15 protein-coding genes are annotated in these 13,016 nt (G+C 43.1%); all 15 read left to right on the top strand.

Going from position 1 to position 13,016, the window contains the following annotated elements:
• Window positions 1–9 precede the first annotated feature (9 nt).
• Window positions 10–264, top strand: a complete 255-nt coding sequence (locus AC29Z1_RS00760; RefSeq protein ID WP_488269544.1) for a hypothetical protein — start codon at window positions 10–12, stop codon at window positions 262–264.
• A complete protein-coding gene (locus AC29Z1_RS00755) occupies window positions 257–463 on the top strand; it encodes a hypothetical protein (protein WP_488269543.1) in 207 nt (68 codons plus the stop codon). Before AC29Z1_RS00760 ends, AC29Z1_RS00755 begins: the two co-directional genes overlap by 8 nt.
• Before the next feature lie 103 nt (window positions 464–566).
• Window positions 567–1,112: a phage holin family protein gene (locus tag AC29Z1_RS00750; protein ID WP_488269542.1), complete on the top strand. Its 546-nt coding sequence runs from the start codon at window positions 567–569 to the stop codon at window positions 1,110–1,112.
• 12 nt (window positions 1,113–1,124) lie between these two features.
• Window positions 1,125–1,649 carry an N-acetylmuramoyl-L-alanine amidase family protein gene (locus AC29Z1_RS00745; protein WP_488269541.1) on the top strand — a complete coding sequence of 175 codons (525 nt, stop codon included), beginning with the start codon at window positions 1,125–1,127 and terminating at the stop codon, window positions 1,647–1,649.
• Window positions 1,642–1,959: an anaerobic ribonucleoside-triphosphate reductase gene (nrdD, locus tag AC29Z1_RS00740; protein WP_488269540.1), complete on the top strand. Its 318-nt coding sequence runs from the start codon at window positions 1,642–1,644 to the stop codon at window positions 1,957–1,959. The genes AC29Z1_RS00745 and nrdD overlap by 8 nt, the downstream gene beginning before the upstream one ends.
• 4 nt (window positions 1,960–1,963) lie before the next feature.
• Window positions 1,964–2,500 (top strand): hypothetical protein, encoded by a 537-nt coding sequence (locus AC29Z1_RS00735; RefSeq protein WP_488269539.1) that lies wholly within the window; start codon window positions 1,964–1,966, stop codon window positions 2,498–2,500.
• A 122-nt stretch (window positions 2,501–2,622) separates the two neighbouring features.
• A complete protein-coding gene (locus AC29Z1_RS00730; protein WP_488269538.1) occupies window positions 2,623–2,766 on the top strand; it encodes a hypothetical protein in 144 nt (47 codons plus the stop codon).
• Window positions 2,767–3,003: 237 nt separating this feature from the next.
• Window positions 3,004–3,231, top strand: coding sequence for a helix-turn-helix domain-containing protein (locus AC29Z1_RS00725; RefSeq protein ID WP_488269537.1), 228 nt, complete (start codon window positions 3,004–3,006; stop codon window positions 3,229–3,231).
• A complete protein-coding gene (locus AC29Z1_RS00720; RefSeq protein ID WP_488269565.1) occupies window positions 3,167–3,325 on the top strand; it encodes a hypothetical protein in 159 nt (52 codons plus the stop codon). The genes AC29Z1_RS00725 and AC29Z1_RS00720 overlap by 65 nt, the downstream gene beginning before the upstream one ends.
• A gap of 130 nt (window positions 3,326–3,455) precedes the next feature.
• Window positions 3,456–4,412, top strand: a complete 957-nt coding sequence (locus tag AC29Z1_RS00715) for a DNA cytosine methyltransferase (protein ID WP_488269536.1) — start codon at window positions 3,456–3,458, stop codon at window positions 4,410–4,412.
• Window positions 4,409–5,281, top strand: coding sequence for an NgoMIV family type II restriction endonuclease (locus AC29Z1_RS00710; protein WP_488269535.1), 873 nt, complete (start codon window positions 4,409–4,411; stop codon window positions 5,279–5,281). The genes AC29Z1_RS00715 and AC29Z1_RS00710 overlap by 4 nt, the downstream gene beginning before the upstream one ends.
• A 729-nt stretch (window positions 5,282–6,010) precedes the next feature.
• Window positions 6,011–6,640: a hypothetical protein gene (locus tag AC29Z1_RS00705; RefSeq protein WP_488269534.1), complete on the top strand. Its 630-nt coding sequence runs from the start codon at window positions 6,011–6,013 to the stop codon at window positions 6,638–6,640.
• 112 nt (window positions 6,641–6,752) lie between these two features.
• Window positions 6,753–7,493 (top strand): polysaccharide deacetylase family sporulation protein PdaB, encoded by a 741-nt coding sequence (pdaB, locus tag AC29Z1_RS00700; protein WP_488269533.1) that lies wholly within the window; start codon window positions 6,753–6,755, stop codon window positions 7,491–7,493.
• A 394-nt stretch (window positions 7,494–7,887) separates the two neighbouring features.
• Complete coding sequence (gene guaA / locus AC29Z1_RS00695; RefSeq protein WP_488269532.1) at window positions 7,888–9,429, top strand: glutamine-hydrolyzing GMP synthase; 1,542 nt, start codon at window positions 7,888–7,890, stop codon at window positions 9,427–9,429.
• A gap of 538 nt (window positions 9,430–9,967) precedes the next feature.
• On the top strand, window positions 9,968–12,625 hold the full coding sequence (ppdK, locus tag AC29Z1_RS00690; RefSeq protein WP_488269531.1) for a pyruvate, phosphate dikinase: 2,658 nt from the start codon (window positions 9,968–9,970) through the stop codon (window positions 12,623–12,625).
• Window positions 12,626–13,016 lie beyond the last annotated feature (391 nt).

Below are 13,016 nucleotides of genomic sequence, written 5' to 3'. Positions count from 1 at the left end.
AGGTAATTTATGCAAGTTATATTATTCAAACAAAATGACCAAATTGCTGTTTTAATGCCGACTCAAGAAGCGTTATCTCAATATGATATACAAACTATAGCCAAAAAAGATGTACCTGAAGGGTGTCCTTTTTGGATTGTAGACGCTAGCACCTTACCTCAAGATATACCGCAGGACGCATGGGAAATAGATGAAAGCGAAAATCCTCCTGATGGATATGGTTCACAGCATTACACCTTCGAGGGGGTATTAAGTAATGATTAAAGTTAATATCGAGAAACTAAAACAGAAGAAAATAGAAGAATTAGACAGAGATTATCAACCGCAGTTTGCCGAATTATCCAAAGCGTTAGGACTAGCTATGCTTAATGATAATCAAGATATTATAAATGCTATTAAGACCGACTACCAATTACTAAAACAAGAATACCAAACAAAAAGGGAGGAAATTTTAAATGACTAAAAGATGTTTTATCTGCGGAGCAAAAGAACAGAACGGGAAGTGTACGAATGAAAATTGCCCAAGGTCGAAATGACTTCGGGCTTTAGTTTGGGAGGTGGAGACTTTGGATATCAAAGAACTGCTTGCATCTATGCAGAAATCAGCAGGAACGTTGGTCGACGGCTGGTTTGCCAAAACAATTATCTCGGCGGTAGTGGCCACATTGGGAAGCGTCCACGGAAATGTCCTGGGCGCTTTTGTTGTGCTCGTTTTTGTTGATTTGGTTACTCGTTGGATGGCTATCTGCAAACAGCATTTGATCGACAGCGGAAAAGAAACAGAGAGCCAAAACCTGTTTTGCTGTATCACAGACATACCGGCAGCATTCCGGGCTGGATATATTAATTCTTCCGCGATGAAGCATAGATTTGCTGGAAAACTAATTCTTTATGCTGCATTGACCCTCATGGCTGCCAATGTTGACAAGATGATTATGGCTGCTGGAGAAACTGGTATCATGCTTAAAATGGCATGGGTGTACCTAGCGGCTACGGAGGCTATGAGCATTTTAGAAAACCTCCGGGATGCTGGTGTTGAACAAGCCGGAGACTTGTTGCAGTTTGTCAAAGGGCGCATGGGGGTACTCTTTGATAGAAACAAAAACAAATAGGAGGTAACGCAAATGGCTAAAATCGCTGTAAATGCTGGTCACCATGTCGAGTTTGACCCCGGGGCTATCGGTCCTGGCGGCATTCGGGAGGCCGACGTAAACTATGCTGTTGGCCAAAAACTCTGTGATATTCTGAGTGCACACGGCCATGAAACGATATTTATAATGGAAAACGATTTGCAGCTTATCTGTGACGCGGCCAATGAGTTTGACGCTGACGTATTCGTATCCATACATTGCAACGCGGCGGGAAATCCGGCTGCGCACGGCACTGAAACGTACTACCACGCCAGCAGCGCGCGGGGCAGTATGCTGGCGCAATATGTCCACTGCGAGTTGGTCGGGCTGGGCCTGGCCAATCGCGGCACGAAAACCGCGAACTTTTATGTACTCAGAAACACAGCAATGCCTGCGGTGTTGGTGGAAATGGCGTTTATCAGCAACGCGGAGGAAGAACAATTGTTGGCCAGCGATGAGTTTCAGCGGCAGGCGGCAGAAGCGATTGCTAGAGGAGTTCAGAGGTGGTTAGATGCCTAGTTGGATTATCAACAGCGTCACCGTCGAAGCTGACGACATCAGCTACGAAGAAGCCGAGCACTATGTCATAGAGGAACAGCAGCTCTGGAAAGAAAAGGGCAAAGTGCTGGACCGCATGGAAATCCGCCTTATCAACGATGGCTTAGACGTCGAAATCAAGGCCGTCGAAAGGTCGCCTATCCGCCGCGTGCGGCGCATCACCGGTTACCTTAGCACGGTCGACCGGTTTAACGATGCAAAGCGCGCGGAGCTGGCGGACCGGGTGGCGCATGAGTATCGAGAAGCATTGACCGACAATATCCGGGGGTGAGTGCGTGTTTAATATCGAGCAGAATAATGTGGTCCGCCGCTGGTTATATTTGCTTATCGTCTTGGTCATTACCCTGGCTATTTTTGCTGCTTGGCAATACTGGCATAAGCCGCCGCCAGTCACTGTTATGACGCAAGAAGAGGTGCGGGACCCGGTGCAGGTGGCGCAAAAAATAGACGTGCCGCAGTCTGTCGCCCGGGAGATTGTCCGCGAGGTGCAGGTTGTCACGCAGGCACCGCCGGCCGTATCATACACAGTACAGGCCCCGGACACTAAAAAAGCTGCTCAGGTTGTTGAGCAGCAGATAAAGCAAGATAAAACGCCAGTAGCCTTACCACCTGCCGACAGAACCATAGTAACGCCGCGCGAGCAAAAAGTGGACGTGTACCGTGTCACGCTTGACAAACCGCGTGCTGTCGGAGTGTACGCCAGCACGGAGAGCGCCGGCATCATGGCGCAATATAAAAACATAGCTGTATTCGGTGGCCCCAAATACCAGGGGGGATATGAAATAGGTGCCGCCTACATGATTAGGTGGTAATTGCCGCTCCGAAAGGGGCGGCTTTTTATTTTTTATTTTTTATCTTTTTTGGGAAAATTAACATATTTTTCTTGACGTGAGTAAAGCATTATGCTAAAATAAAATCAGAAAGGGGGGATAAAGTGGACGAAAAACAAAAAGAGCTTCTCGAAATAGCGGCTCTGCTGGTCGGAATAGCGGCAAACCTGATTACGATAGCAGAAGCCCTAAAGAGAAGCACAAAGCCCCGGAAGAACCGCAATAAGCCTCGCAAGCGCAAGCGGTAAACCGGAGCCGGTAAGTGGGGGAGGGAAACCTCCCTAACTTACCCTTAATATATCATGTTTATCGTCCATTATCAACATGACAAAATGGGGTAAACTGACACTAATAGCTACAGCAACACTAACAATCTATATGGCGTTGCGTATAAAATGGGGATTTGAAAGCATATTAATTCTTTTAACGGGTGTTCTAATTGGCGTATGTTTGACTGGCTTTTTGGTATGGTGGAGGGATAGAAATTGGTAAAGGAATATTATTTTCGATCAAAAGAGGAACTAACGGCTTTTATTGTTGCTGAAGTAATTAACACTACCGAGGCAATTGAAATTCTTGGCTGCACAAGGCAAAATTTAAACGACTTGATTAATCGTGGGAAAATAACCCCGATCAAGGAACTCCCTCGTGACCGACTGTTTTTTAAGTCTGATATTATTGCAAGAAAACGGCAACAAGACAAGAACGATTGATATTCTTACTAGCAGTAAGACCCGGTTAGTGCCGGGGTTTTATTTTTTGTACGCATGGGCGCTGGCCGGTGGTGAGTCGTATGAGCGGATGTAACACAGTCTTTAGCAGTTTTGATCTAAAGTTAGCACTATGGAATTTTTAAATTGCAATCACTCTCCATAGGTTGGCAATCTGTGGTATAATGTGAAACAATAAAACTAAACACATAGACAGGGTGAACAGTATGTTAACGTCCTTCGAAATATGCGCAGGTGCAGGTGGACAAGCCCTTGGACTTGAGCTTGCAGGGTTTCATCATGTCGGGCTTCTTGAACTAGATCCGCACGCCTGTGCTACTTTGCGGCTTAACCGGCCAACATGGTCAATTTACGAGCAAGATCTGCGGCAATTTAATGGTGCACATCTCAAAGGGATTGATCTTTTGGCAGGCGGGGTGCCGTGCCCTCCTTTCTCTAAGGCTGGTAGACAACTCGGCGAGAAAGACGAACGCGACTTATTTCCGGAAGCGCTTCGCCTTGTCGATGAAATTAGGCCCAAAGCCGTCATGCTTGAAAATGTGCGGGGACTGTTAGATGCAATATTTGATGATTATCGTCAGTGGCTTGTTGCCAACCTGCGAAAACTTGGCTACGTAGCGGAATGGAAGCTATTAAATGCGTCTGACTATGGGGTATCTCAATTGCGCCCTCGTGTAATATTAGTCGCTTTGCGTAAAGACATTGCTCATCAGTTTAATTGGCCAGAACCTATTGGCATAAAACCTCCTACTGTTGGCGAACTGTTGTACGATTTAATGGCAGAGCGCGGCTGGCGGCTAGCTGGCCGCTGGCGCGAATGGGCAAACGACATAGCGCCGACGCTGGTAGGTGGCAGTAAAAAACACGGTGGGCCTGACCTTGGACCGACACGAGCAAAACAGGCATGGGCAATGCTTGCCGTAGACGGGCACGGAATTGCAGATTTTGCTCCGGATCCTGATTTTATGGGTTTTCCCCGCCTTACAGTACGCATGACGGCAAGGATACAGGGTTTTCCGGATGAGTGGCAGTTCTCCGGGCGAAAAACTGCGGCATACCGACAAATAGGCAATGCTTTTCCCCCACCGGTTGCAATGGCTGTTGGAAGACAAATCCGGCTTTGTCTTGAAGCTGCTGCGAGAGAAAGGTTGTTTGCTGTATGACTCAAAGTATACAAGGGTGCTCATTGTTTGCCGAAGCACGCAAACGGTATCATGCTGCCTTGCTTAATTCAGTGTTGAAAGTTGATAAAAATGGTATACCCAGTAACGCAGATAAAGATAGCCGAACTTCTGTCCGGGTTGCGCAAGGAATTGCGGAGCAGTTGCAATCAGATACCGGTACTCGGTTGGCCGGACAAACAAGCGGTAAGGAGTTTGAAACTTGTAACGCTGATTTTTTGAGGGAGACTTTTAATAAGCTTGGGCATATACGTCCTGGCGAATGGAATGTTATACAGATCGCCAACCGTAATAGGTTGGCAATTGCCAAATATGAGCAGTATGCCCATCTTATTGAACTTGATAAGCTAACCAAAGCTAACCGGGGATTAGCTGCGATAATCGGGAGTGATTACACAATTGCGCCGGATATCATTATTGCAAGACAACTGTTAGACGATGATAAAATTAATGAACCAAGCCTGATAGTGGATGACACCGTTACGCGTCACGCTGCCCTGCGCGCCAAAAATGGCGGTAAGCCACTTTTACATGCGAGCATTTCCGCAAAATGGACGATCCGGTCTGACAGAAGCCAGAACAGCCGCTCTGAAGCACTGAATTTGATACGTAACCGCAAAGGCCATTTGCCTCATATCGTTGTTGTCACTGGCGAACCTCTTCCCAGCCGTTTGGCTTCTATCGCTTTAGGCACTGGTGACATTGACTGCGTATATCATTTCGCGTTGTATGAATTAATCGAAGCAGTGAAGGCAACGGGTCAAGACGAAGCAATAGCTATTTTGGATACTATGGTGAAAGGCAAGCGGCTAAAAGACATATCAGACTTACCTCTCGACTTAGCGATATAAATACTGCTGTAGTACCTATCCCCTATCCCACCTTAAAAGTCAAGTGAACTGTTTTGTTCTAAAGGATGGGGCGGCCAGGGTATTCGGTACACCTGTCGGATCCGTGGGAAGCAGGTTTACCTGTTTTGCGATGCGGGTCGGTGGTTTGTTGAGAAATAGACCGCTTCCGTGTGGGGACGGCTTTCTTAGTTTATGGCAGACAGCTAGTGGTTTACATATAATAAATTAAGAGTTGTTTCGAAAAAGCTGGATCGTTGTTGGTCACATTTTGGTCACACATTGAAGAAAAAGACATTAATTTTTATTAAAGATATTGCTGCTTGATGTTTGAAAAAACCTTATTTTTTCGCGCCCTCGTGACCGTGGTAAAAAATGTTACAATCTTTTAGATAAGGGGCGGCATGATGTAATCACTGCCAGCGGGCCCATGTGCACTGGGCTTCCGAGCAGCGCCTAGACCATTTGTCCACGTTTTGGTCGCATCACATAAAGAAAAGACTAGGCATCAGGTAGAGTATTATAACTCTATTTGATGCCTAGTTTAATTTTTGAGGGATTGCTTACTATTCAATTTTATTTTTTAGATATGATATAACTGTTTGGATGCTGGCGCCAGAATCATCTAATAATTGCGAAAACCCCTTTCCAGTAAAGGGGTTTTCTTATATACTAAAACAAATAAGATTATACTATGTAGTTTACGGAGGTAATATTTTGGAGTATAAGCACATGGAACAAAGTAAATTACCTGCCTTAACTCTTGATGAATCATTATTTACTAAGCTTTGGGAGATTTTTAGCCAAGACGGAGAGTTTCTCTGGCATGCGGCAATTGGGGAAAATGACGATCTTTTAGGCAAACAGGATTTAGAAGAACGTCCGATTCAGACGGTTGAGAACTGGGAGCAGCTTATTCGTATTGCTAGGACAATGCCCCGGATTGATCAACTGAGATTAACGGTAGAGGTACCGGATAAGGGGACAATTGCTCTAGCAATCAAGAATTTTGTTCCCTGTGAAGGTAGGCTTATTGTCACTGGTGCAGAAGAACAGTGGGTGTATGACCGATTTGATCAATGTTTGGCAGTGTTTACAGAACGAAAAGAAGCATTTAATACATTATTGTATACTCGGTTAGGGTTTGAAATCATTCAAACAGTTATACCACTCGGCAGTATGTTTATTATTGTTCTCGGTGCTGCTATTTTGTTTATACCTATCGAGATCAGAGTCAGCGAATGGTACTGGTGGATAGTGGCAGCTACTGTGATTATTACTTTGCGTTCTGCTTATACAGTGTCCAATAAACTTATTGTTTACGTTATGAACAAGTATCCATTTATAAAGTGGCAAAAGTGATAGCATAAACCCCGTATGTAACGCATACATACTTAATACCTCATCTGTACTGAAAACTCCGCTACGTTATCACTGGTGAGGCATTAGGTAGTTGCGGAAGGAGGGGGTAAATATGATTATCAGCTTGCGCCGCCTATTCAACAACCGGAATATATTTTTTAGTATTATCGGCTTATTTGCCATATCTGCTATGTATGTGCAGGTGGCTGAAGTAATTTCAGGCGGCCCGATGGCTATTGCCGGGACTCGCACCGACCAAAAGGTAGTGGCGCTTACTTTTGATCATTCTTGGGGTAACAAATTCACACCATCTATTCTGGATACACTGCAAAAACATAATATTAAATCAACCTTTTTCATTATGGGGCCATGGGCGAAGAAATATCCAGAAGTAGCTCAGCGGATAGTTAAAGATGGGCATGAAATTGCCAGCCATGGATATCGGCATGAAAATTACGGTGATATGTCGCCTGAATGGGTGAAAGAAGATATAACTAAAGCCCATGAACAAATTAAAGAAGTGACAGGTGTCGAGCCGCGGCTGTTGCGTCCGCCTAATGGTCATTATAGTCAGCAATCATTAAAAGTTACTGATGAACTTGGATATAAAACCATTATTTGGAATGTGGATTCGCTGGATTGGAAAAATCCCGGGCGGGATGTAATAGTTGAACGGGTAATGAAACGCTTAAAGCCAGGAGCTATTATTTTAATGCATGCTTCGGATACTCCGTTACAGACAGCAGATGCATTGCCTATTCTTGTAGAAAGAATTAAGGCAGAGGGATATACTTTCGTTACGGTCAGTGAATTGTTAGAAAAGTACAGTGAAAAGGGAATTCAGAGGCATTAGCAATTAAGGGGTTGCTACGCTATGTTGTAATGACAGTGAAAACTGTTATTGCGTGCATAGGATGGCAATCTCTTTTTTAATTATATTTCTTCAGATAGGAAGGATTTTGTCGATATATATCGAAATTGACAAGATTTCATAAAGTGCAAGGCTTACGCCGATAATTACTTTCAGGCGGTTTTTTTTTATCCGAGGACTATCTGTTTATAAAACTGCTTATTTCCGTAAGGAGAGTTATATCCAATGGGATAGGAGCGGCTAAGCCCTGGATTAGGGAAACTTATTCTCAGATGAATAAAAACCTACCTGAAACTAAATTAATTTGATCATATAGTGGTTACTTGCAGGTAATAAGCCTAATCACCAAATGGAGCTAATTAAAGGAGGATATTACATGACGACCGGCAAACAAGAATTGATTTTGGTCATGGATTTTGGTGGCCAGTACAGCCAGCTAATTGCCAGACGGATTCGCGAATGTGGAGTTTATTGTGAAATAATACCCTTCAACACCAGTATTGATAAAATACGCCAGATGGCACCAAAAGGCATAATTTTTTCCGGTGGACCATCCAGTGTTTATGGTGAAAATGCGCCTAAATGCGACCCGCAAATTTTTGAAATTAATTTGCCAGTTTTAGGAATTTGTTATGGGATGCAGCTTACTGCGCATCTATTGGGTGGTAAGGTAGCTCATGCTACTTCCCGTGAGTATGGCAATACCAAACTGTTTGTTGATAAACATGACGGTATTTTTGTTGAAATTAATGCTGAGACCCAGGTATGGATGAGCCATGGTGATTATATTGCTGAACCACCAGCCGGTTTTACCATTACAGCCCATACTGAAAGTACACCGGTAGCTGCTATGGAAAATAGCGTTAGAGGTATTTACGGAGTACAATTCCATCCCGAGGTCGTACATACCCGAGAAGGTATGCAGATGCTCAAAAATTTCTTGTTTACTATTTGTGGTTGTACCGGTAATTGGAATATGGGTTCATTTGTTGATCAGGCGGTAGCTAAAATCCGGGAGCAGGTAGGAAATAAACGTGTGCTGTGTGCTTTGAGCGGTGGCGTTGATTCTTCGGTAGCTGCGGTGCTAGTACATCGTGCCGTTGGCGATCAACTGACCTGTGTGTTTGTTAACCATGGTTTTCTGCGCAAAGGGGAAGCCGAACAGGTGGTTAAAACCTTCCGGGATGGCTTTAAAATGAATTTGGTTTATGTGGACGCTGTAGAGCGTTTTATGACGCGGCTGCAGGGCATAACAGAACCTGAACAAAAACGTAAAATTATTGGGGAAGAATTTATTCGGGTATTTGAGGCAGAAGCTGCCAAATTGGGCGAAATTGACTATTTGGTACAGGGGACTTTATATCCTGATGTTATTGAAAGCGGCACTGCCACTGCGGCTGTTATCAAAAGCCATCATAATGTAGGTGGTTTGCCGGAAGACATGAAGTTTGAACTCGTCGAACCGCTTCGAGATTTATTTAAAGATGAAGTTAGAGAGTTGGGACGCGAACTAGGACTGTCAGACGATATTGTTTATCGTCAACCTTTCCCAGGACCTGGTTTGGCGATACGAATTATCGGTGAGGTCACTGAAGAACGTCTGGAAATTCTGCGGGAAGCTGACGCCATTGTATATCAGGAAATTAAAAATGCCGGTTTGTACCGTAAAGTGTGGCAATCTTTCGCTGTTCTGCCTGCCATGAAAAGTGTCGGCGTCATGGGCGATGAGCGGACATATGCTTATACAGTTGGTCTAAGAATTGTGGAGAGTGAAGATGGCATGACAGCCGACTGGGTACGTGTACCTTATGAGGTACTTGATACCATATCACGGCGCATTGTTAATGAAGTTAAAGGTGTAAATCGGATTGTATATGACATTACTTCCAAACCACCTTCCACCATTGAATGGGAATAATTTTGGTAGTAGGTAAATCCGTGGGTCCTTGTTTATCAGGGACTTACGGATTTTTTTTTTTGCAGCAGGCTAGAACGCCATTTTTTAAGTATACTGTTTTTATTTTCATCAATTTCTTTAGGCTACTTACCTAATCTTGGCCTAGCATATTTAACAAGATAATGTAAATCATATTAAAAGTCCCAAATTCCCCAACCTAGTTTTTAACATATTTTAGTCAGGTTTTTTTCCAGGTGCCAGAATTACTATAGGAGGAGCTGTAGTAACAAGTCTTATTATTGGAATCGTCGAATACATAGTGCATGTTATCAGAGTAAGTCAAACACAGCAAGAAGTTTACCATTTATAAATATGTCAGTTTAGATAACTAGGTTATTGTCGAAGAAAAAACTATGACGGCTTTGCCATCAATAGTTTTTTTTAATTTGTGAGAAGGAAAAACCAAAACAACGTAGAACAATTTCTAAATAGCATATACTAATTGATAAATTTATAGAAATAGTATAACACATTGGGTAGCGGAAAGGGGTAGTTACGAGTGGCTAAATATGTGTATTTATTTAAAGAAGGAAGTGCTGACAAGAAAGCTCTTTTAGGAGGAAAAGGCGCTAATCTGGCGGAAATGACCAACATTGGTTTGCCAGTACCTCCCGGAATGACTATTACTACTGAAGCATGTAAAGAGTATTACCGGCTGGGCCAGAAGTTACCTGAAGGTTTACTAGACGAAGTAAAAAGTAAGTTGTCGGTTGTTGAAGAACAGGCAGGTAAGAAGTTTGGCGATTTAGCTAATCCATTACTGGTTTCTGTGCGTTCTGGTGCAATGTTTTCTATGCCAGGTATGATGGACACTATATTGAATTTGGGTCTTAATGAAGAAACAGTCCAATCATTAGCCAAAAACACCGATAATCCCAGATTTGCCTATGATGCATACCGTCGTTTTATTCAAATGTTTGGTGACGTTGTGTTAGGAATTCCTAAACATGAGTTTGAAGAGATTCTGGATAGACAGAAAGAGTTACAAGGCGTCAAATTTGACCAGGAGCTTACAACTGAGTCATTACGTGAAATTATCGACAAATATAAAGAGTTAGTGAAGATTAAACAAGGGCAGCCTTTCCCGGAGAATCCTTTTGTTCAACTGGCTATGGCTATTGAGGCAGTATTCCGCTCTTGGAATAACGACAGAGCTATAGTATATCGTAATCTTAATAAAATTGATCATGATCTGGGGACGGCCGTAAATATTCAGTCCATGGTATTTGGTAATATGGGTAATGATTCAGGTACCGGAGTAGCTTTTACCCGCAATCCTTCCACTGGTGAAAATGTTTTGTATGGTGAGTTTTTAACCAACGCCCAAGGTGAAGATGTAGTGGCAGGTATTCGTACTCCCAGGCCTATTGCCGAACTTAAAGACGAGATGCCTGAGGTGTATGAAGAATTTGTCCGGATTGCCCGGTTATTAGAAAAGCATTATAAAAATATGCAGGATATTGAATTTACTATTGAACGCGGGCGTTTATATATTCTTCAGACCCGTAATGGCAAGCGGACCGCTCAGGCTAGCGTACGTATTGCCTATGAAATGGCACAAGAAGGTCTAATTAGCAAACAACAAGCTTTGTTATTGGTTGAACCAGAACAGCTTAATCAGTTACTGCACCGTCAGATTGACAGCGATGCTGTTTTAAACATAATTGCAAAAGGGCTACCGGCTTCACCGGGTGCCGCGTCTGGTCAAGTGGTATTTGATGCTGATGAAGCCGAGCGCATGGGTAAGGCCGGTAAAAAGGTATTACTGGTGCGTACGGAAACAACACCAGATGATATTCATGGTATAGTCGCTGCCCAAGGGATTTTAACCAGCAGAGGCGGCATGACCAGTCATGCTGCTGTAGTGGCTAGAGGAATGGGTAAGCCGTGTGTATGTGGTTGTGAAGCCATTCAAATTGACTATTTAAAAGAAGAGTTTAGTGTTGGAACAACAAAAGTTAAAAAAGGTGAGATTGTTTCTATTGATGGTGCAACCGGGCGGGTGATTTTGGGCGAAGTGCCCATGAAAGAACCGGAAATTTCGCCAGAATATACAGCGCTGTTGGAGTGGGCTGACCAATATAAACGCTTAGGAGTAAGAGCTAATGCCGATACCCCGGAGGATGCTTTAAAAGCCCGTGAATTTGGTGCAACTGGAATCGGCTTGACTCGAACCGAGCATATGTTTATGGATCAAGACAGACTACCCTATGTCCAGCAAATGATTTTAGCTGATTCACTGGAAGCTCGTCAGCAGGCGTTGAGTCATCTTCTTCCCATGCAGCAAAATGATTTTTACGGAATTTTAAAAGCTATGGAAGGGTATAAAGTATGTATTCGGCTGTTAGATCCACCTTTACATGAGTTCCTGCCCAGTCTTGAAGAGTTGTTAATTGAAACAACTACGCTAAAAATAACAGGGGAAAACCCAGCCTTGCTAGAAGAAAAGCTGCATTTATTAAAGAAAGTGCGCGCGCTGCATGAATTTAACCCCATGCTTGGACATCGTGGCTGCCGCTTGGGTATTTCCTATCCTGAAATATATGAAATGCAAGTTCGGGCCATTTTTAATGCGGCTAGTCAGCTAACCCGTGAAGGCTATAAAGTGCTACCTGAAATTGAGATACCACTTGTTATGGATGTTAATGAAATGAAATTCTTCCGTAAAAAAATTGATACTATTGCTGAAGAAATCATGACAAAAGCCGATGTTAAATTCCATTATTCAGTTGGCCTCATGATTGAACTACCGCGCGCAGCATTGCTAGCTGATGAACTTGTCGAGTTTAGTGACTTTTTCACTTTTGGTACTAATGACCTGACTCAAACTACTTTTGGATTTAGTCGCGATGATGCAGAAGGTAAGTTCTTGCAAGACTATTTGGAGAACAAAATACTCAAAGACAACCCCTTCATTACACTTGACCGTAAAGGCGTAGGCAAACTTATGGAAATGGCTATTACCGCTGCACGCAAGAGCAAGCCTGATATTGAATTCGGTATTTGTGGTGAACATGGCGGTGAGCCCAATTCGGTTCGATTCTGCCATGAAATTGGTTTGAGTTTTGTAAGTTGTTCACCTTATCGTGTGCCATTAGCCAGATTAGCGGCTGCGCAAGCTGCTATTAGCGATAGCGAAGTAATTGGTACCAGATAATTGTTACCTATGAGCAATATACCTCCGGACAGATGTTAATCCGGAGGTATATTGATTTCTAAAATTAATAAAAATAAGTATATTGACAGTAGGATGTTGTCTATGATACTATAAATAAGTCGCTGATGGTTGCGACAAAATATTCCAAACGAATTAACATAAAATAACATGTTGACAAGTTGGAATTAACGTGATATTATAGAAAAGTCGCTTGAATGCTGATGGAAATTAAACAGCAATTGAAACGACGAAATAAGTAAGATTATGTTGACATGTTAAAATAAACATGATAACATATATGAGCGTCACTGAACTGCATAAAAAGAGCGGCAGTGACAAATGTGTTCCCTGAAAACTGAACAATGTAAGAAATGCATCAAAAGCCAGATGT

The sequence above is a fragment of the Sporomusa sp. genome (genome assembly GCF_057736855.1).
Note: the sequence above shows the minus strand (reverse complement) of the source record. Positions and strands in the feature narration are given on the sequence as shown.